The 18,802-nt window shown below is 68.5% G+C and carries 17 protein-coding genes; 5 read left to right on the forward strand and 12 right to left on the reverse strand.

Translation table 11 applies throughout. The features are described from left to right. Position 1: 1 nt before the first annotated feature. The 10 genes from flgJ to HEP75_RS11915 all read right to left on the reverse strand — a co-directional run bounded on the left by flgJ (position 2) and on the right by HEP75_RS11915 (position 8,736). A complete protein-coding gene (gene flgJ, locus HEP75_RS11870) occupies positions 2 to 1,243 on the reverse strand; it encodes a flagellar assembly peptidoglycan hydrolase FlgJ (protein ID WP_185823670.1) in 1,242 nt (413 codons plus the stop codon). A 1-nt stretch (position 1,244) separates the two neighbouring features. Then, positions 1,245 to 2,363 carry a flagellar basal body P-ring protein FlgI gene (locus tag HEP75_RS11875; RefSeq protein ID WP_185812895.1) on the reverse strand — a complete coding sequence of 373 codons (1,119 nt, stop codon included), beginning with the start codon at positions 2,361 to 2,363 and terminating at the stop codon, positions 1,245 to 1,247. An 8-nt stretch (positions 2,364 to 2,371) separates the two neighbouring features. Further along, on the reverse strand, positions 2,372 to 3,073 hold the full coding sequence (gene flgH, locus HEP75_RS11880; RefSeq protein WP_185823671.1) for a flagellar basal body L-ring protein FlgH: 702 nt from the start codon (positions 3,071 to 3,073) through the stop codon (positions 2,372 to 2,374). Between the two features lie 26 nt (positions 3,074 to 3,099). Then, a complete protein-coding gene (flgG, locus tag HEP75_RS11885; RefSeq protein WP_185812893.1) occupies positions 3,100 to 3,885 on the reverse strand; it encodes a flagellar basal-body rod protein FlgG in 786 nt (261 codons plus the stop codon). Between the two features lie 117 nt (positions 3,886 to 4,002). Next, the gene (locus tag HEP75_RS11890) at positions 4,003 to 4,758 is read right to left on the reverse strand and encodes a flagellar basal body rod protein FlgF (protein ID WP_145708224.1); all 756 of its coding nucleotides are present in this window, start codon (positions 4,756 to 4,758) and stop codon (positions 4,003 to 4,005) included. Positions 4,759 to 4,864: 106 nt separating this feature from the next. Beyond that, positions 4,865 to 6,088: a flagellar hook protein FlgE gene (gene flgE, locus HEP75_RS11895; RefSeq protein WP_185812892.1), complete on the reverse strand. Its 1,224-nt coding sequence runs from the start codon at positions 6,086 to 6,088 to the stop codon at positions 4,865 to 4,867. Positions 6,089 to 6,113: 25 nt separating this feature from the next. Beyond that, a complete protein-coding gene (locus HEP75_RS11900) occupies positions 6,114 to 6,788 on the reverse strand; it encodes a flagellar hook capping FlgD N-terminal domain-containing protein (RefSeq protein ID WP_185820139.1) in 675 nt (224 codons plus the stop codon). Positions 6,789 to 6,826: 38 nt separating this feature from the next. Beyond that, a complete protein-coding gene (gene flgC, locus HEP75_RS11905) occupies positions 6,827 to 7,234 on the reverse strand; it encodes a flagellar basal body rod protein FlgC (protein WP_145708233.1) in 408 nt (135 codons plus the stop codon). 2 nt (positions 7,235 to 7,236) lie between these two features. Then, entirely contained in the window at positions 7,237 to 7,641 is a 405-nt protein-coding gene (gene flgB / locus HEP75_RS11910; protein ID WP_185812890.1) for a flagellar basal body rod protein FlgB, read from the reverse strand. A gap of 150 nt (positions 7,642 to 7,791) precedes the next feature. Next, positions 7,792 to 8,736: a chemotaxis protein gene (locus tag HEP75_RS11915; protein ID WP_185812889.1), complete on the reverse strand. Its 945-nt coding sequence runs from the start codon at positions 8,734 to 8,736 to the stop codon at positions 7,792 to 7,794. A gap of 117 nt (positions 8,737 to 8,853) precedes the next feature. Between HEP75_RS11915 and flgA the strand changes: the two genes are divergently transcribed. The 4 genes from flgA to HEP75_RS11935 all read left to right on the forward strand — a co-directional run bounded on the left by flgA (position 8,854) and on the right by HEP75_RS11935 (position 11,550). Further along, a complete protein-coding gene (flgA, locus tag HEP75_RS11920; RefSeq protein ID WP_185812888.1) occupies positions 8,854 to 9,498 on the forward strand; it encodes a flagellar basal body P-ring formation chaperone FlgA in 645 nt (214 codons plus the stop codon). Between the two features lie 65 nt (positions 9,499 to 9,563). After that, positions 9,564 to 9,881, forward strand: a complete 318-nt coding sequence (gene flgM, locus HEP75_RS11925) for a flagellar biosynthesis anti-sigma factor FlgM (protein ID WP_185823672.1) — start codon at positions 9,564 to 9,566, stop codon at positions 9,879 to 9,881. Continuing rightward, positions 9,878 to 10,222 (forward strand): flagellar protein FlgN, encoded by a 345-nt coding sequence (locus HEP75_RS11930; RefSeq protein WP_185812886.1) that lies wholly within the window; start codon positions 9,878 to 9,880, stop codon positions 10,220 to 10,222. The genes flgM and HEP75_RS11930 overlap by 4 nt, the downstream gene beginning before the upstream one ends. A gap of 131 nt (positions 10,223 to 10,353) precedes the next feature. Further along, positions 10,354 to 11,550 (forward strand): ATP-binding protein, encoded by a 1,197-nt coding sequence (locus HEP75_RS11935; protein ID WP_255423790.1) that lies wholly within the window; start codon positions 10,354 to 10,356, stop codon positions 11,548 to 11,550. Between the two features lie 137 nt (positions 11,551 to 11,687). Here the strand turns inward: HEP75_RS11935 and HEP75_RS11940 are convergent, their stop codons facing one another. Next, positions 11,688 to 13,412, reverse strand: coding sequence for an EAL domain-containing protein (locus HEP75_RS11940; protein WP_185812884.1), 1,725 nt, complete (start codon positions 13,410 to 13,412; stop codon positions 11,688 to 11,690). Positions 13,413 to 13,416: 4 nt separating this feature from the next. After that, positions 13,417 to 15,516, reverse strand: a complete 2,100-nt coding sequence (locus HEP75_RS11945) for a PAS domain S-box protein (RefSeq protein WP_255423838.1) — start codon at positions 15,514 to 15,516, stop codon at positions 13,417 to 13,419. A gap of 172 nt (positions 15,517 to 15,688) precedes the next feature. Between HEP75_RS11945 and HEP75_RS11950 the strand changes: the two genes are divergently transcribed. After that, positions 15,689 to 18,478: a bifunctional diguanylate cyclase/phosphodiesterase gene (locus HEP75_RS11950; protein WP_185823674.1), complete on the forward strand. Its 2,790-nt coding sequence runs from the start codon at positions 15,689 to 15,691 to the stop codon at positions 18,476 to 18,478. Positions 18,479 to 18,802: the final 324 nt, after the last annotated feature.

Genomic DNA, 18,802 nt, shown 5'->3' on the forward strand with positions numbered 1-18,802 from the left:
CTCAGCGCAGGACGCTGTTGGACGGATCGGAAGTGCTGGCGAACGCGCGTTCGATGCCGCTGGCGGCGGCGTTGCCGATCGCGGCGACGGCGCGGCCGATGGTCGGGCCGCCGGCGATCGCGGCGATCTTGGCCGCGTAGGACGGATCGGTGGCATAGCCGGCACGCTGCAGGCCCTGGGCGAAACCATGGATGTTGGTGCCGGCATTGAGCGCTTGCTGGTAGCGCGGATTGGTCTTCAACAGGCGCACGTAGTCGGCGAAACTTTCGGCCGGCGAGGCGTAGGCGCGGAAATCGGCGGTCTGCGATTGCTTGACCCCACCCACGTATTCGTGGGTGCCGGTGGTGACGCGCTCGCCGCTCCAGCCGGTGGCCTTGATCCCGAACAGGTTGTTGGAGCTGGCGCCGTCGCCGCGGGAAATGCCGCGGCGGCCCCAGCCGGTCTCCAGCGCGGCCTGCGCGACCAGCGCCCGCGCATCCACGCCCAATTCCTTGGCCGCTTTCTGCGCATGGGTCCAGATCTGCGCGACGAAGCCTTCCGGAGTGCGCTCGCCGAGGCTGGCCGCGGCCGCCTTGGCGGCGGCGCTGGCGCTGGCATCGATGCCGACGCTGTCGTCGGCCGCCGTCGTCGCCAGATCCGACCAGCGGTCGTCCGCACCGGTCCAGGCCAGGCTGGCGCTGCCGTCGGCAGGATTGCTGCCGATCGCTTCGTGCATGGCGCTGGTCTCGCGGCCGGCGATCAGGTCGAGCACGCGTGAGACCTGGTGCTGCGGCGCGTCGGCGTCCAGGCCACCCCAGGCAGCGGCGCCGACGCCGGCGACCGCGCCGCTATCGGCAAGCGCAGAAGCACCGGCGCTGGCGCTGTTGCCGGCGCTGCCGCCGCCCTGGCCGGATACCAGCGAATACGCCTTGGCCGCCTGCGCGGCGCCGATCGAGGCGGCACCGATGGACGTGTTGGTGGCCGGCGCGTCGGCGCTCTTGCCGCCGCCCAGTTGCTTGGCGATCATCGCCGCCAGGCCCAGCCCCTTGCCCTCGGTCAGCGCCTTGGCCATCTGCTGGTCGTACATGTCGCGAAAGGTCTGGTTCTCGCCCGGGAACAGGGAATCGCCGAAGCTGGCGTCGCGCATGCTCTTGACCAGCAGGTTCGCGAACTGTCCTTCCAACTGGCGCGACACCTTGTCGATCCGCGCAGGATCGTTCTGGGTGGTCGCGTTCAGTTCGATGGGGGAGGCCGAGATGCGCATGTCAGATGACCTCTAGCTCCGCGCTCAGCGCGCCGGCCTGCTTCAGTGCTTCCAGGATCGCGATCAGGTCGCCCGGCGCGGCGCCGACTTCGTTGACCGCGCGCACGATCTGGTCCAGCGAGGTGCCGCCCTCGAACTTGAACATGCGGCTGCCTTCGTTGGTGGCGGTGATGGTGGATTTCGGCGAGGCCACGGTCTGGCCGTTGCTCAGCGCGTTGGGCTGGCTGACCTGGGTGCCTTCGCTGATGGTGACGGTCAGCGAGCCGTGCGAGATCGCCGCCGGGCTGACCCGCACCTGCGCGCCGATCACCACGGTGCCGGTGCGGGCATTGACCACCACCTTGGCCGGCGCCGCGCCCGGCGACAGTTCCACGTTCTCGATCCGTGCCAGCAGGCCGATGCGCGCGCTCGGGTCGGTGGGCGAACGCACCGCGACGGTGCCGCCGTCGACGGCGTGCGCACTGCCGGGGCCGAAGGTGCTCTCCAGCGCCGCGACCATCCGCGACACCGTGGTGAAATCGTTCTGGTGCAGGTTCAGGGTGATCTCGCCGCTGCTGCCGAACACGTCCGGCAACGCACGTTCCACCGTGGCGCCGTTGGGAATGCGGCCGACGCTGGGCACGTTGACCGAGATCCGCGAGCCGTCCTTGCCTTGCGCGCCGAAGCCGCCGACGATCAGGCTGCCCTGGGCGATCGCGTAGACCTGGCCGTCGGCGCCCTTCAGCGGCGCCATCAGCAGCGAACCGCCGCGCAGCGACACCGCGTTGCCGATCGAGGACACGGTGATGTCGATCGGCTGGCCGGGCTTGGCGAACGGCGGCAGTTCGGCGTGGATCGCCACCGCGGCCACGTTCTTCAGCTGCGGATTGACGTTCGACGGCACGTTGACGCCCAACTCGCCGAGCATGTTCTTCAGGCTCTGCACGGTGAAGGGCGCCTGGCTGGTGCGGTCGCCGCTGCCGTCCAGGCCGACCACCAGGCCGTAGCCGACCAGCGCGTTGCCGCGCACGCCGCCGACCTGGGCCAGGTCCTTGATGCGTTCGGCGGCGGCCGGGGCGGCCAGGCCGGCGCACAGCGCGAACGCGGCGAGCAGGCGGCAGGACAGGGACAGAAGGTTCATGGCAGGCCTCAGTACGGCGAGATGCGCGAGTTGAAGAAGCGGCTCAGCCAGCCCATCGCGTTGGATTGGGCGACGGCGCCGCGGCCGCCGTAGGCGATGCGCGCGTCGGCGACCTTGCTGGAAGGAATGGTGTTGTCCGGTGCGATGTCGGCGGCGCGCACGATGCCTTGCACCTGCACCAGTTCGTCGCCCTGGTTCAGGCGCAGGTTCTTCTGCCCCTGGATCACCAGGTTGCCGTTGGGCAGGCGCTGCATCACGGTCACGGTGATGCTGCCCTGCATGGTGTTGCTCTGCGCGGTGTTGCCCTTGCCGGCGAAGCTGCGGTCGCCGCTGGTGGAATTGTTCAGCACGTTGACGCCGTTGACCGTCAGCGGCGCGCCGAGCAGGGTCGGCGTGGCCATGGTCACCGCGTCCTTCTTGGTGATGCTGGTATTGGCGGTGGTGCTGGCGTTGGTGCTTTCGACCAGGATGATGGTCAGCAGGTCGCCGACGTCGCGCGCGCGACGGTCCGAATACAGCGACAGGCTCGGGCCGGCGGCATAGATGGCCCCGGCGGTCGGCTGCGCGGCCTGCGCCACCACCGGCACGATCGGCGCCATCGGCGCGTACGGGCGCACGTCGCCGGCGGCGATGCCCAGGCCGGCGCAGCCGCCGAGCAGCGTGGGCAGGACCAGCGCAGCGATGAGAGAGAAGGAGAACGGACGCGACATGGCGGTTTCCAGAAGAAGTGTCGGGATCAGACGTTGTTGTTCAGATAGCCGAGCATCGAATCGGTGGTGGAGATCGCCTTGGCGTTCATTTCGTAGGCGCGCTGGGTCTCGATCATGCTGACCAGCTCCTCGACCACGTTGACGTTGCTGCCTTCCAGCGAGGCCTGCACGGTGGTGCCGAGGCCATTGAGGCCGGGCGTGCCGTTCTGCGCCGGGCCGGAGGCGGCGGTTTCCGCATACAGGTTTCCGCCCTTGGCCTGCAGGCCCGAGGGATTGATGAAATCGGTCAGCGTCAACGAACCGATCTCCAGCGCCGCGGCGGTGCCGGCGACCTGCACGCTGACCGTGCCGTCGGTGCCGATGGTCAGCGACTGCGCGCCTTCCGGGACTTGGATGCCGGGCTGGATCGCATAGCCGCTGTTGGTGACCAGCTCACCCTGCGAGTTGATCTGGAAGCTGCCGTCGCGGGTGTAGGCCGAGGTGCCGTCGGGCATCTGCACTTCGAAGAAGCCGCGGCCGTTGACCATCACGTCCAGCGCGCGGCCGGTCTGCTGCGGATTGCCCTGCTCGAAATCCTTCGAGGTGGACACCACGCGCACGCCGGTACCCAGCTGCAGGCCCGAGGGCAACTGCGTCTGCGCCGAAGTCGCACCGCCAGGCTGACGCACCTGTTGGTACAGCAGGTCCTCGAAGCTGGCGCGATCGCGCTTGAAGCCGGTGGTGTTGGTGTTGGCCAGGTTGTTGGACACGACCGACATGCGCGTCTGCTGCGCATCCAGTCCGGTCTTGGCGACCCACAAAGCCTGATTCATGACCCGATTCCTCTGATGGTGGCCCCCAGATCCGCGAGGGGCAGGGGGACTGATGCATGTGCCGTGCCACAAATGCGCCGGCTTTTCGTCGGCAGCGGCGCGGCGCCCGTGGCGGGCTTAGCCGTTCAGGCGCAGCATGGTGTTGGCCGACTGCGCGTTCTCGTCGCCGTGCTTGATCACCTTCACCTGCATCTCGAACTGGCGCTGCAGCTGGATCATCTGCACCAGCGCGCCGGCCGCATCGACGTTGCTGCCCTCCAGCGCGCCGGTGTGGACCGCGCTGCCGGTGGCCAGGGCGAAGGCCTGGGTCGGATCGTCGCTGATGTTGCGCATCAGCCCGTCGGGGCGGCGTTCCAGGCGTTCGGCCGGCGCCTGCACCACCTTCATCTTGCCGACCACGGCCATCGCCTGCGGGCCTTCGCCCAGCGGCACGATCGACACCGAGCCGTCCTCGCCGATCTCCAGCGACTGGTGCGGCGGGATCGCCATCGGATTGCCCTGGTCGTCGAGCACCGCGCGGCCGCTGGAGGTGACCAGCTGGCCGTTCGGGGTCACTGCCAGTTCGCCGCCGCGTGTGTACGCCTCCTTGCCGTCGCTGGCCTGCACCGCCAGCCAGTTGTCGGCGCTGAGCGAGACGTCCAGCGCATTGCCGGTCACCTGCTGCGCGCCGACATCGCGATTGAAGCCCTGGTCGATGTGCAGCGCATCGATCCGCGACGGATAGCCGGCGCCCTTGATGCGGAACGCCTCGGTATTGGCCAATGCCGCCTTGAAACCGGCGGTATCGACGTTGGCCAGATTGTGCGAGACCGTGCCCTGCGCCTGCAGCGAGGCGCGGGCGCCGGTCATGGCGACGTAGAGTGCTTTGTCCATGGATGGGAACCGGGAATAGAGAATCGGGAATGGAGGAAAGCGGAAGCTCGGCGCCGGGAACCGCGTTTACGATTCCCGATTCCCTGTTCCCGATTCCCGGCGGTCATCAACGGATATTGATGATGGTCTGCGTGACCTGATCCTGGGTCGAGATCATCTGCGAGTTGGCCTGGAAGTTGCGCTGCGCGACGATCATGTTGACCAGCTGCTCGGTCAGGTCGACGGTCGAGGCTTCCAGCGCGCCGGACTGGACGCCGCCGAAATCCGAGGTGCCCGGCGCACCGGTGCGCGCGTTGCCCGAGGCCGAGCTTTCCGCCCACACGTTGTCGCCGAGCGAGCTCAGCCCCTGCGGATTGACGAAGTTGGTCATCGCCACCTGGCCCAGCGCCTTGTCGGCGTTGTTGGAGTAGCGCGCGTAGACCACGCCGTTGGCATCGATGCTGATCGAGTTGAGCTTGCCGCTGGCGTAACCGTCCTGGCGCGCGTCGCGCAACGCGAACGCCTCGCCGTACTGGGTCGAGCCGCTCACGTCCAGGGTCAGGTTGAGGGTGCCGGCGCCGGTGCTGGGGGTGAACGTGCTCAGCGCGATCCTGCCGTCGGCGGGCGTGGTGAGCTTGCCGTTGCCGTCGAACTGGATCGTGGTCGGGGTGCCGACCGCGGTACCGTCGACGTAGTTGTGCACCTGCCACTCGTTGGCGTTGCCGGTCTTGACGAAATACGAGGTCTGGGTGTGGCTGACGCCCAGCGAGTCGTAGACGGTGATGCCGCCGGTGGAGTGGTTGTAGCTGTTGGCGTCGCTCGGCGAGAAGGTGGTCACGGTCGGCGCGCTGGCATTGCCGGGCAGGGTGAACATCAGGTTCACCGTCTCGCTCTGCTTGGGCGAGCTGTCGGTGGTCAGCAACTGCAGGTCGGTCAGGGTGCCGACCGCGAAGCCGTTGCCGTTGGCCGCCGGCGGGAACACCTGCAGCTTGGCGCCCTGCGGGTTGACCACGTAGCCGTTGTCGTCGGTCTGGAAGTTGCCGGCGCGCGAATACACCTTGGCGCCGTTGTTGGTCAGGGTGAAGAAGCCGTCGCCGGAGATCGCCAGGTCCAGGTTGCGCCCGGTCGGGTCGACGTTGCCCTGCGAGAACTGCTGGGCGACGTTGCTGACCCGCACGCCGGCGCCGATCGCGTTGCGCGCCAGGCCGTAGCCGGTGGCGGAGAACAGGTCGGCGAACTCGGCGCGCGATTCCTTGAAGCCGGTGGTGTTGACGTTGGCGATGTTGTTGGCGGTGACGTTGAGGTCGGAGTTGGCCGCTTTGATACCGGACAGCGAAGTATTGAAACCCATGGTGGACTCCTGTGGATTGGCCGGCTCAGCTGACGCGGAGCACGTTGGCGAGCGGGGCGGTGCCCAGCCCGGTCAGGTCGAGGTAGATGCCGTCCGAGCCGATGGTGGCGCTCTCGACCGGGGCCTGGACGTAGGTGGACAGCGCGGTGTTGGTGCCCTTGCTGTCGGTATGCGTGGCGGTGACGCCGTAGGCGCCGGCCGGCATGCGCTCGCCGGCGGTGTTGGTGCCATCCCAACTGAAATTGACTTCGCCGGCCTTGCTGGCGCTGACGCTGATCTGCTTGACCGCGTTGCCGTTGGCGTCGGTGACGGTGAGGTTGACGATGCCGGCGCCGGGCGCGGCGATCACGCCGGTGGCGCCGCCTTCGCTGCCCAGCGGCATCGTCGCCGACGGCACCAGCACCTTGTGTCCGACCAGCTGCGCGCCACGCAGGATCTGGTCGGTGCTCATCGAACTGGACAGCGCGGTCACGGTCTTGTTGAGGTCGCCGATGCCCTGCACGGTGGACAGCTGCGCCATCTGCGAGACCATCTGGCTGTTGTCCATCGGCTTGAGCGGGTCCTGGTGCTGCAATTGCTCGGTCATCAGCTTCAGGAAGTCGGCCTGGTTCAGCGACGACGACTTGTTGTCGGTGGTCTTGCTGGTGCTGGAACCGGTCAATCCGAGGCTGGAATAGATATCGCTGGAAACGGTGCTCATCGGTACGTCCTAGGCCGTTAGGCGGCGGGAGAGGGGGCTCAGCGGCCCATGGACAAGGTGGCCAACGCCAGTTCCTTGGCGGTGTTGAGGACTTCCACGCCTGCCTGGTAATTGCGCGAGGCGGAGATCAGGTTGACCATCTGCGATACCGGGTCCACGTCCGGCGAGTAGATGTAGCCGTCGGCGTCGGCGAGCGGATGGCCGGGCTCGTAGCGCTTGATCGGCGGATCCTTGCTCTGGGTGATTTCCTTGACGTTGACCGCGGTCAGGCTGCTGTCGTGCGGGTTGCGCACCGCCTGGAAGATCGGCTCGATCGGCTTGTAGGCCGCTTCGGCCGACCCGGCCACCGAATCGGCGTTGGCCAGGTTGCTGGCGATGGTGCTCAGGCGCACCGACTGCGCTTGCAGCGCGGAGCCGGCGACGTCGAAAATCGGCAGATTGCTCATGCTTATTGGCCTGTGATCGCGGTGAGCATGCTGCGCACCTTGGATTCGACGAAGCTCAGCGAGGCGCGGTATTCCAGCGCGGCGCGGCCGTAGGCGGCGCGTTCGGTGTCCGCATCGACGGTATTGCCGTCGAGGCTGGGCTGGTTGGCCTCGCGGGTGACCTGGAACGGATTGAGCCCGTTGCCGGTGCCGCCGACCGCGATGTGGCGGCCGTCGGTGACCTGCATCTGGCTGCCGTCGCGCTGGCCCTGCGCGGCGCGCATCGCCGCGTCGAAATCCAGGTCCTGCGCCTTGTAGCCGGGCGTGTCGACATTGCTGAGGTTGCTGGCGATCAGCTTCATCCGTTGCTCGCGCAGCGGCAGGGCGTCGCCGTGGACACCTAGGTAGGATGAAATCAGATTGGGCATGGCGCGCTCCCGCGGTTCGTTGCAGGAGTACAGGCAAGGTCTGTGCCAGAACCGGGATGCGCGCGCCGTGCGGCGCGGGGAACGGCCTTCGCCATTGCGGCGGAAGGCGTGCTGCTGGGTGCCCGGCGTCGCGCCGGGCACCGCGGAACGCTAGGCGGCCTGGGCCTCGGCGACCACCCGCAGCCGCGCCAGCACGTAGTCGGCCAGTTCGTGCGGGCTGTACTTGGCGACGAAGGCGTTGGCGCCGACACGCTCGACCATGGCGTTGTTGAACACCCCCGACAGCGAGGTGTGCAGCAGCACGTACAGGCCGGCCAGGCCGGGGTGGCGCCGGATTTCCGTCGTCAGCGTATAGCCGTCCATCGCCGGCATCTCGATGTCGGAGATCACCATGGCGTAGCGCTCGGCCGGATTCTCGCCGCCCGCATGGATCTGCAAGAGATGGTCCAGGGCCTGGCGGCCGTCGGACAGCAGGGTGGCGCCGACCCCGAGCTGGTCGAGCACGCTGCGGATCTGTTGCCGCGCCACACGCGAGTCGTCCACCACCAGCACCTGCAGCTGCGAGCCGGTGAGCGCCAGTGCCGGGTCGATCAGCGCCTCGGTGCGGTTCTGGGCGATGTCGGCCAGCACGCTTTCCACGTCGATGACCTGGATCAGTTCGCCCTGGAAGCGGGTCACCGCGGTCAGGTAGCTGGATTCGGCACCCAGTTCCGGCGGCGGATGGATGTCCTCCACCGCGATGTTGACGATGCGCTCCACGCCGCTGACCAGGAAGCCCTGCACCGAGCGGTTGAACTCGGTGACCACCAGGTAGCCGGGCGCCTTGTCGGCCTGCGTCTCGCGTTCCGGATGGCCGATCGCCAGGCCCAGGTCGAGCACCGGCACCGAACGGCCGCGCACATCGGCGACCCCGGAGAATTGCAGTGGCAGCCCTGGCACCTGGAATAGCTCCGGCCGGCGCAGCACTTCCTGCACCTTGAAGACGTTCACGCCAAAAAGCTGACGGCCGCCCAGCCGGAACAGCAGCAGGGCAAGCCGATTGTGGCCCGCCAAGCGGGTGCGCTGGTCGATTCGGTTGAGCAGGTCATGAGACATGGGGTTCATATCGGCGCCTTCGCGGCGGAACTTGAGGCCGGGCTGTCGGCGCGCGGGGTGCGAATTGCGGCACGGGCTTTGCATGGGACTGGCGACACCTTCATTAGAGAGATGGCCATGCGCCTGATCCTGTTAGTGGTCCTGCTGGCGGCGATGCCGGCCTGGGCCGCGGAATTCCAACCGGTGGAGTCGATCCGCGCCGCGGCGCTGTCCACCCTTGGCCCCGATGCCGAAGCCGAGGCGACCCTGGACCCGTCGGTGCGTGTGCCGCTGTGTCCGGTGTCGTTGCAGGCGCAGCCGACCGGAACCACGACGGTGGAAGTGAGTTGCCCGCGCGAGGCCGGCTGGCGCCTGTTCGTGCCGGTCAAGGTGCGGCGCCTGCAGAACGTGCTGGTGCTGGGCCGCGGCCTGGCCGCTGGAGAAACCGTCGGTGCCGCCGATATGGTCGTCGAGAAGCGCGACGCGGCGCGGATCGTCGGTGCGGCAATGACCGATCCGGCCGCGGCGATCGGCAGGGTGGTGCGGCGGACCCTGCCGGCAGGCACTTTGCTGTCGGCCAGCGATCTGGTCGCGCAGCGGCTGGTGCGGCGCGGCGACAATGTGGCGCTGGTGGCGCGCAACGGCGCGCTGGAAGTGCGGATGGCGGGCCGCGCGCTCAGCGACGGCGGCGAGAACGAGCGGGTGACCGTCGAAAACCTGTCGTCTCGCCGCGTCGTTCAGGGAACCGTGTCACAAAATGGCGACGTTTTTGTGACGCGTTGAGATCTGGCCTAAAGTTCGTCGGTGTAGGGCCGTTACCTACACCGAACCCGTAGCAGGATGTCGTCATGAGCCAGAAAATTGAAGGGAATTCGCCGACCCAGGCCACCCTTCGTACTTCGACCGTCAACACCAAGGCCGCCTCCGGCGCGTCCGAGGACGGCAAGACGAGTGCGGTGGGCGCCACGGCCGCAACCGATAGCCTGCGCCTGACCGGCGAAGCGTCCGGGCTGCAAAGCCTGCAGCGCGAGCTGGCGGCGGCGCCGGCAGTGGACAGCAACCGCGTCGAGTCGGTGCGCAGCGCGCTGCAGAGCGGCAGCTACAAGATCAACCCCGACGCGATCGCCAGCCGCATGCTGGAGATGGATCAGCAGCTCAGCGCATGAACACGACCGTGACCAACCCCTTGCAGCAGCTCAGCGACGCGCTCGCCGGCGAACGGCAGGCGTTGTTGGATCACAACGTGGAAGGCCTGATGCAGGCGACCAGCGACAAGCTGGCCGCGCTGCGGGCGCTGGAAGCCAACGTGCCGGCCGGTGCCGAGGCCGAGTCGTTGCTGCGCCAGTTGGCCGACGCCAACCGCGCCAACGGCGCGTTGTTGTCGCGGCGGCGGCGCGAGGTCAACTGGGCGCTGCGGCACCTGGGACGCAGCGAGAGCGCCTCGTCCTACGATGCCAAGGGCCAGTCCAGCACATTGCGGATGAGCCGCCCGCTGGCGATCGCCTGAGACGCCGATCGCGGCACCGCCGGCCATGTGCCGGCATCTTCGCACCTGGCGATGGCATCGGCGTATATTGAGCGTCCGCTCGTTACCCGTTGCCTTTCGTGAATTTTGCCGATCCCGATTACACCGACACGGTGCCGTTGCCTTCGCGCAAGAGCCTGCTCGCGCTGAGCGAACTGATCGACGAAGGTCTGGTGCTGTTCCGCGCCGACGGCCGTCTGCTGCTGGCCAACAGTGCCGCCCGCGGCCACCTGTGCAATGCCGAAGTCTTCGACGACTGCGCCCTGGGCGAACGCCTGGCGCAGTGGCTGCCCAGCGATGCGCTGTCGCAGGCGCGCAGCAACGGCCGCTGGAGCGGCAGCCTGCCGACCGAAGAACACGTGGTGCTGGCGCATCTGTATTTCCATGCCGACGGCGACGATGGCCACTTTCTGGTGCTGATCCAGGGCATCGAAGGCCAGCAGGACTACGAACAGGAACTGCAACAGCGCCACGCCGAGTTGCGCCAGGCCTATCTGCGCCTCAACGGCGCGCAGGAAAAGCTGCTGCAGTCGGAGAAGATGGCCTCGATCGGCCAGCTCGCCGCCGGCGTCGCCCACGAGATCAACAACCCGATCGGCTACGTGCATTCCAACCTGGGCAGCCTGCAGGAATACCTGCGCAGCCTGTTCACCCTGATCGAAGCCTACGAGCGCGCCCTGCGCGCGCCGGATCCGAAGGCGCTGATCCCGGAAATCGACGACATCCGCAACCGCTTCGACATCGACTTCATCAGCCGCGACCTGCCGCAGCTGATGGCCGAGTCGCGCGAAGGCATCGAGCGGGTGACGCGGATCGTGCGCGACCTCAAGGATTTCTCGTACTCCGGCCGCGAGGAATCTTGGAAGCTGGTGGACCTGCATTCCGGGCTCGAGTCCACGATCAACATCATCTGGAACGAGCTCAAGTACAAGGTCACCCTGGACCGCCACTACGGCAACCTGCCGCTGGTCGAATGCCTGCCGTCCGAGCTCAACCAGGTGTACATGAACCTGCTGCTCAACGCCGGCCAGGCGATCGGCGAGCGCGGCACCATCGTGGTCAGCACCGGCCAGGACGGCGAGGAAGTCTGGATCGAGTTCAAGGACTCCGGCGCCGGCATTCCGGCGGACCTGCTGCAGCGCATCTTCGACCCGTTCTTCACCACCAAGCCGGTCGGCAGCGGCACCGGCCTAGGCCTGTCGATCTCCTACGGCATCATCAACAAGCACCACGGCCGCATCGACGTGACCAGCACCGTCGGCGAGGGCTCCAGCTTCCGGATCGTGATTCCGGTTCGGCAGCCTAAGTAGGAGCCGGGATTGGGGATTCGGGATTGGGGATTCGCAAGAGCGGTTTTGCGCTTGCTGTTCCAGTCCGTGCGTGTCGAGGAAAAGCCGGAATCGCTGCTTTTGCGAATCCCCAATCCCGAATCCCCAATCCCGGCCCGTCAGGGCCCAGCATCCCGCCGCTGTTCGTCGTGCGTGCGGAACGCCTGGCGGATGTGTTCGCGCAGTTCGTCGTCGTTCCAGGGCTTGGTCAGGAAGCGGTAGATCGCGCCGCGGTTGATCGCGTCGGTGACGGTGGCCAGGTCGGTGTAGCCGGATAGCACCAGGCGGATGGTGTCGGGGTAGAGCATCTTCACCCGGCCCAGGAACTCGGTGCCGCTCATGTCGGACATGCGCTGGTCGGACAGGATCACCTGCACGTCGTTGGTGGCTAGCAGGTCGAAGGCGTCGCGCACGTTGCCGGCGGCCAGGATCCGGTAGCCGTCGCGGCGGAACAGGCGCACCAGCGAGCGCAGCACGTTCTCCTCGTCGTCGAGCAGCAGCAGGGTGCGGTCCGGGCGGGTCTCGGTGAACGATTCCGGGCGCAGGTAGCGGCGCCGCAGCGCCATGCCCGCGGCCTCGGCCGACATCGGTTCGCCGAACAGGTAGCCCTGGAAGATGTCGCAGTCGTTGCGGCGCAGGAAGCCCAGCTGCGCCTGCGATTCGACGCCGTTGGCGATCACCACCATGCCCAGCTGGTGGCCCATGGCGATGATGGCGCGGGCGATCGCCGCCTCGCGGTTGCCGGCCGGCGCGCTCTTGATGAAGCTGCGGTCGATCTTCAGCTTGTCCACCGGATAGCGCACCAGCGCGCTGAGGCTGGAATCGCCGGTGCCGAAGTTGTCCAGGCTCAGGCTGATGCCTTCGCGGCACAGGTTGGCCAGGGTCTCGTGGACGAAGTTGACGTTGTTGGTCAGCGCGCTTTCGTTGATCTCCAGCACCATCATCTGCGGCGGCACGCCGGCCGCCTGCAGCGCCGACATCACTTCGTTGAAGAAGGTCGGGCGCAGCAGCTGCAAGGTGGAGACGTTGACCGCGATGGTGAAGTCGTCGAAGCCCTGGTCGCGCCATAGCCGCGCCTGGCGCAGCGCGCCTTCCATCACCCAGGTGCCGATCTGCACGATCACGCCCAGCCGCTCGGCGGTGCGCATGAACCGTTCCGGCACCAGGATGCCCAGCGTCGGCGACTGCCAGCGCAGCAGCGATTCCATGCCGACCACGCGTCCGTCGCGGGCGCTGACCATCGGCTGGTAGCGCAGGCGCAGCTCGCCGTTGGGGATCGCATCGACGATCTGCCGCGAGATGATGCTCTCGCTGTGCGCGCTGGGCGGGCCGTCGGCCGCGTACAGGCGCACCATGTTGCCGCCTTCGCGCGCGGCCTGGTAGACCGCGTCCTCGGCGTAGTCGAGCAGCGTGGACAGGCGCGTGGAGTGTTCCGGGCACAGGCTCACGCCGATCTTGCCGGTCATGAACAAGGTGTACGGCAGCACCGACAGCGGCAGCTCGATCTGCTGCCGGATCTCTTCGGCGAAGGCCTCCGGCGGCGGCACGTCGGCGGTGCGCGGCACCGCCATGACCAGTTCGTCGCTGCCGTGGCGCCACAACAGGCCGCGCCCGCGCAGGTGCGCCTGCAACCGATGCGCCAGCAGCGCCAGCGCGTGGTCGCCCACTTCCGCGCTCATGTTCTCGTTGATCGAGGCGAAGTGGTCGATGTCGATGTGCAGCAGCATCACCCCCGGCCCGCCGGCCAGCGACTCGGCGATCATGCCGGTCAGCGCGGGGTGGCCTGCGCCCAGGCGCGACGGAAGTTCGTCGTCTGGCGGCACGGGGACAGCGGGATTCCACATCGTTTCAGGGTCCAGGTGGGTGCGTCGGCGTCGCCGCCGTCGTATAGGGCAGGCACAGCGTCACCCGCGTGCCGGCACCGGGCGCAGTGTCGATCTGCAGGGTACCGCCTGCGCTCTGCGCGCGCTCGCGCATCACGATCAGGCCCAGTCCGCGCGGTCCGGCCGGATCGAAGCCGTCGCCGTCGTCGACCACCTCCAGGCGCAGCTGGCGGTGCTGCTCGTCGCTCAGCGCCATGCGCACTTCGCCGGCGCAGGCGTGGCGCAGCACGTTGGTCAGGCTTTCCTGGGCGATGCGGAAGCAGGCCTGCTCGACCTCGCCGCTGGGCCGCGCGGGCAGGGTGGCGATCTCCAGCTGCAGGCGCACCGGCGAGGCGCGGAACAGCATGCCGGCCTGCCAGCGCAGCGCCGCCTCCAGGCCGAGCGCGTCCAGCTGCGGCGGGCGCAGCAGGGTGGACAGGTTGCGCAGCTTGGTGATGCTGCTGTCGGCCAGCTGCACGATCTCGTTGAGGTCTTCGCGGCGGCGCTCGGCATCGGCTTCGTCCAGCGCGGCGTGCGCGGACAGTTTCATCGCGGTGATCGCCTGGCCGATGTCGTCGTGCAGGTCGCGCGAGATCGCGCGGCGCTCGTCCTCCTGCAGCGAGAACAGCCGCCGCGCCATCGCCTGCAGCTCGCGGTTGCTCAGCGCCAGCGCGTCGCGCATGCGCTCGGGCTCGCTGAGGTCGCGCACGATCAGCAGCTTGCAGTCGCGGCCGCTGTAGCGCACCTTGCCGAACGACAGCCCGGCATGGAACAGCGAACCGTCGCGCCGGCGCATGCGCGCGGCGGCGCCGCGCTCGCCCTTGTCGCCGGCATCGCGCATCTGCTCGCGCACCTGCTGCAGATCGCTGGGATAGACCAGGCCCTGCAGCGGTTCGCCGAGCAGGTTCTCGCCCTCGTAGCCGAACTGCCCGGCGCAGGCGGCATTGGCGTACAGCACGTGCTCCTGGTGCAGGATCGCCACCCCGTCGGGCAGCACCCGCACCAGTTCGCGGAACTGCTCCTCGCGCTCGTGCAGCAGGCGCCGCGAGCGTTCGTGCTCGGTCACGTCCTGCAGGGTGCCGCGCACGCAGGCCGCGCCATCGTCGTCGCTGGCCGATTCGGCGCGCAGGTGCAGCATGCGCGCCTGGCCGTCGGCGGCCAGCACCGGCAGCAGCATGTCCAGTTGCACCGGCGCGGCGCCGCACAGATCCTCGAGCATGCGCTGGATGCGCGCCTGCGACGCCAGGTCGGCGGGGATCAGCAATTCCTCCAGGCGATGCTGGCGCGGCGCCTCCGGCGCGCGCCGGCCGAGCATCCGGTAGACCTGGTCGGAATAGCGGCCCAGGCCGCTGCCCGGGTCCAGTTGCCAGGAGCCGAGGCGGGCGATCGCCTGCGCTTCCTCCAGCCGCAGCAGCGCCTGATCGCGTCGCTGCTGTGCCTCGTGCTCGGCGCTGCGGTCGCTGATCACCACCAGTCGCGCGCCGCGGCCGCGGTAGTCCAGGCCTGTGCTGCGCGCTTCGACCATGCGCTGGCTGCCGTCGCGCAGGCGCAGCGGCTCGGCCACCACGCAGACCTTGGAGGGGGCGTCGCGGATCGCCTGGATCACCTCGCTCATGCGCTCGGCGGCGTCGGCCGGCCATAGCCGGCCCAGTTCCAGGCCGACGAAGCTGTCGTGCGGCCAGCCGAAAAAGGCGATCGCCGCCGGATTGACGTCCACCACCCGCAGCGTTTCCGGATCGTAGACCAGCATCGGGCTGGGATTGGCCTGGAACATCTGCCGGTAGCCGGCCTCGGACAGCGCCAGCTGCGCATGCACCTGAACGGCGCCGCGCACCAGCGGGCGCAGCAGGCAGTACAGGGCGATGGCGGTCAACAGCAGGAACACCGCATCGTTGACCAGTTGCAGCACGGCCAGGGTGTGCGTGTCGTTCACGAACCGGACCAGCAGCAGGTCGCTGCCCAGCGACCAGATCAGGCCGATCAGCAGGTACAGCAGTGCGGTCCGCCAGATTCCCCGGTCCAGCCGCTGCGCCAGACGCATGCCCGCGGACGGGGAGGTCGGGGAGAGATCGCGTTGTGGTTGCATGCCCCGACAGCCCGATGCGGCGGTATTCGTCCACCGCCATCTTACCGGCAAGCGGCCATTGCGGCCCAGCGCGCCCGGCGCCACGGCCGGCCCGGCGCTCAATTAATGCCGCCGGGTGCCGTTATCTCCTTCGTCCGCCAGCACCAGCGCGGCAGAAACGGAGCACCTCGGCGTGGATCAAGGCGTCATCGCAAGCTTGCTGCAGCATCCGCTCACCTCGGCCGTGGTCCTGTTGGACGCCGAAGGGCGGCCGCTGGCCGCGAACCGGGCCGCGCAGGCGCTGGAGCTGCCGCGCACGGTGGAGGCCTATGCCGAGCTGATGCGCGACGTGCGCGAGCGCCTGCTCAACGGCGAGAGCATGCTCGCCTGCGCGCTGCCCGGCACCGCCGGGCGGCGCCTGGACGGGTGGCTGCGCGCGGTGCGCGACGACGCCGGCGCGCTGTTGGCCTATACCCTGAGCGTGCCCGAGCCAGTCGGCAGCGACGGCGCCACGCGCTGGGAAATCGCCCTGGACAGCGCCGAACACGGCCTGTGGGACTGGGACATCCCCAGCGACCGGATCTTCCGTTCCGAGCGCTGGAAGCAGATGCTCGGCTACGAGGGCGACGCGCCGGACTACGGACTCAACACGCTGCTGCCGTTGGTGCACAACGACGACCAGACGCGCCTGCGCGAGGCGATCCGCGCCCATTTCGAAGGCCGCAGCGCGACCTACGTGTGCGAATTCAGGCTGCGCCAGCAGGACGGCCAGTGGCGCTGGATCCTGGACCGCGGCCGCATCGTCGCCCGCACCGCCGATGGCAGCCCATTGCGCATGGTCGGCACGCATACCGACATCCACGAACAGAAGCTGCTCGAGCAGCGCCTGCGCGACCAGCAGACCCTGCTGCGCGAGGCGCAGCGCATGACCCGCATGGGCAGTTGGTCGTGGGATCCGCTGCAGAACCGGATCTGGTGGTCGCGCGAGTTCCTGCGCGTTACCGGCCTGACCGAGGAGCAGGTGCCGAGCAGCCGCGGCTGGCTACGCCTGCTCAGCCGCGAGTCGGCGGCGCAGGTGATCTCCACCTGGCGGCGCATGCAGCGCGACGGCAAGCAGGCCAATTTCGAGGTCGAGCTGGTGCGCGGCAGCGAGGCGCCGCTGCACCTGCGGGTGTGGGCGCAGCCGCAGCTGGAAGCGGACGGCCGCGTGCAGCGCGTGCTCGGCCAGGTGCAGAACATCACCGAGCAGCGCCAGACCGACGCGCTGATCCGCTGGCGCACCGAACTGCTCAACCGCGTCTCCGCGCTGGGCAAGATCGGCGGCTGCGAGATCGAGGTCGGCACCCGGCGCATGCAATGGACCGAGGAGTGCTACCGCATCCACGGCCTGCGCAAGGAAAACATCGACCTGGACCAGGCGCTGGCGCTGTACACCCTGGATTCGCGCGACGCGTTCGAAACGGCGCTGGCGCGGATCGCCCACGGCGGCCTGCCCGAGCAACTGGACCTGTGCTTCCATCGGCCCTCCGGGCACCGGGTATGGGTGCAGGTGCTGATCGAACTGGACGACCGCGACGGCCTGCCGCCGCGCTTCGTGGTGCTGTTCCGCGACATCAGCCGCGAACGCGAGGCCAGCGAGCGGATCGAACTGCTGGCCCACTACGACCTGCTGACCGGGCTGCCGAACCGGCAACTGCTGCGCGAGCAGGCGGAAGCGGCGATGCACGACGCGGTGGAGCGCGGCAGCACCCTGGCGATGCTGTTCGTCGACCTGGACGGGTTCAAGAGCATCAACGATTCCTTCGGCCATGCCACCGGCGATGCGCTGCTGAAACTGGCGGCCACGCGCATGCACCAGCAACTGCGCACCAGCGACCTGTTCGGGCGCTTCAGCGGCGACGAGTTCCTGGTGGTGCTGCGCGACCTGGCCGAGCCGGGCGACGCCGGCCATGTCGCGCGCAAGCTGATCGCGGCGCTGGCCGAGCCGCTGCACAACGGCGAGAACGTGATCAAGATCGGCGCCAGCATCGGCATCGCCTTGATGGAAGACGGGCGCCAGGACTTCGACAGCCTGCTGCGCGCCGCCGATGCGGCGATGTACGCGGCCAAGGAATCCGGCCGCAACACCTGCCACTACTACAGCCAGGACGTGCTGCTGCGCGCGCAGCGGCGCCTGGAGATCGAGCATGCGCTGCATGGCGCGCTGGACCGCGAGGAGTTCTCGCTGGTGTACCAGCCGTTGGTGCACGCGGCCGGCGAACGCGCGCCGGCGGTCGAGGCGCTGTTGCGCTGGCACCGCCCCGGCCACGGCCATTGCAACCCGGCCGAGTTCATTCCCATCGCCGAGGAATGCGGCGAGATCGTGCGCCTGGGCGACTGGGTGATCAACGAGGCCTGCCGCCAGGCCGCGGCCTGGGATGCGGCGGGGCTGAGTTTCGACCGCGTGTCGGTCAACGTCTCGGCGATGCAGCTGCGCGACCGCGGCTTCGCCGAACGGGTGATCGAACTGTGCCAGCGCAACGGCTGGTCGCCCAAGCGGCTGGAACTGGAACTGACCGAATCGGCGCTGATCCGCGACACCGAATCGCTGCGCCGCTGCTTCGAACTGTTCGAGCAGGAAGGCGTGCTGCTGGCGGTGGACGACTTCGGCACCGGCTTCTCCAACCTGCATTACCTCAACCGCTTCCCGGTGCAGCGGCTGAAGATCGACCGCAGTTTCGTGCAGGACATGCTCATCGACACCGGTACCGCCAAGGTCACCCAGGCGATCGTGCAGCTCGGCCATGCGCTGGGCATGCAGGTGGTGGCCGAGGGCGTGGAGACGGCGCAGGAAGAGGCGCTGCTGCGCGAGCAGGGCTGCGACGAGATCCAGGGCTATCTGCACTCGCGGCCGCTGCCGCCGCGCGAGCTGGCAGCCTGGCTGCGCGCGCGCCAGGCCGAGACGCCGGCGACGCTGCCACGGCTGGTGCTTGCTGGTCAGTGAACGCGCGTTGCCGCTATTCGCCACACGCCGTTGCGGCGCCGCGGTTGCTGGCTATACTTCGCGCCCATCGTTCCCGGCCAGAGGCCACTTCCTTGGACAGTCATCCTAGACCGACGCTGCAGCTGTCGAGCTGACAGGACCGCCAAGGTCTGGGTTCGTCCCAGATGGGTCCCGTCCGCTCAGGACGGGATCGTTCGCCACCGCCGCACCGGCGCTGGCAAGACACTCCCGCAGTACGCAAGCCCGATCCGCGAGGACCCCGAGCGTGGCCCCTGGCGTTTCCGCATTCCGGAGCCGCTCATGCATCTGTCGTCGTTGTCGCCA

It is taken from the genome of Xanthomonas sp. SI, from assembly GCF_014236855.1.
Taxonomy (GTDB): Bacteria; Pseudomonadota; Gammaproteobacteria; order Xanthomonadales; family Xanthomonadaceae; genus Xanthomonas_A.

Excerpts from the sequence above, each read along its gene's own strand:
- HEP75_RS11890 (WP_145708224.1), bottom strand. The coding sequence starts at position 4,758 with ATGGACAAAGCACTCTACGTCGCCATGACCGGCGCCCGCGCCTCGCTG.
- HEP75_RS11915 (WP_185812889.1), bottom strand. The coding sequence starts at position 8,736 with ATGTCTCATGACCTGCTCAACCGAATCGACCAGCGCACCCGCTTGGCG.
- flgH (WP_185823671.1), bottom strand. The coding sequence starts at position 3,073 with ATGTCGCGTCCGTTCTCCTTCTCTCTCATCGCTGCGCTGGTCCTGCCC.
- HEP75_RS11945 (WP_255423838.1), bottom strand. The coding sequence starts at position 15,516 with ATGCAACCACAACGCGATCTCTCCCCGACCTCCCCGTCCGCGGGCATG.
- HEP75_RS11940 (WP_185812884.1), bottom strand. The coding sequence starts at position 13,412 with ATGTGGAATCCCGCTGTCCCCGTGCCGCCAGACGACGAACTTCCGTCG.
- flgC (WP_145708233.1), bottom strand. The coding sequence starts at position 7,234 with ATGAGCAATCTGCCGATTTTCGACGTCGCCGGCTCCGCGCTGCAAGCG.
- flgJ (WP_185823670.1), bottom strand. The coding sequence starts at position 1,243 with ATGCGCATCTCGGCCTCCCCCATCGAACTGAACGCGACCACCCAGAAC.
- flgE (WP_185812892.1), bottom strand. The coding sequence starts at position 6,088 with ATGGGTTTCAATACTTCGCTGTCCGGTATCAAAGCGGCCAACTCCGAC.
- HEP75_RS11930 (WP_185812886.1), top strand. The coding sequence starts at position 9,878 with ATGAACACGACCGTGACCAACCCCTTGCAGCAGCTCAGCGACGCGCTC.
- HEP75_RS11900 (WP_185820139.1), bottom strand. The coding sequence starts at position 6,788 with ATGAGCACCGTTTCCAGCGATATCTATTCCAGCCTCGGATTGACCGGT.
- flgG (WP_185812893.1), bottom strand. The coding sequence starts at position 3,885 with ATGAATCAGGCTTTGTGGGTCGCCAAGACCGGACTGGATGCGCAGCAG.
- HEP75_RS11875 (WP_185812895.1), bottom strand. The coding sequence starts at position 2,363 with ATGAACCTTCTGTCCCTGTCCTGCCGCCTGCTCGCCGCGTTCGCGCTG.
- flgA (WP_185812888.1), top strand. The coding sequence starts at position 8,854 with ATGCGCCTGATCCTGTTAGTGGTCCTGCTGGCGGCGATGCCGGCCTGG.
- flgB (WP_185812890.1), bottom strand. The coding sequence starts at position 7,641 with ATGCCCAATCTGATTTCATCCTACCTAGGTGTCCACGGCGACGCCCTG.
- flgM (WP_185823672.1), top strand. The coding sequence starts at position 9,564 with ATGAGCCAGAAAATTGAAGGGAATTCGCCGACCCAGGCCACCCTTCGT.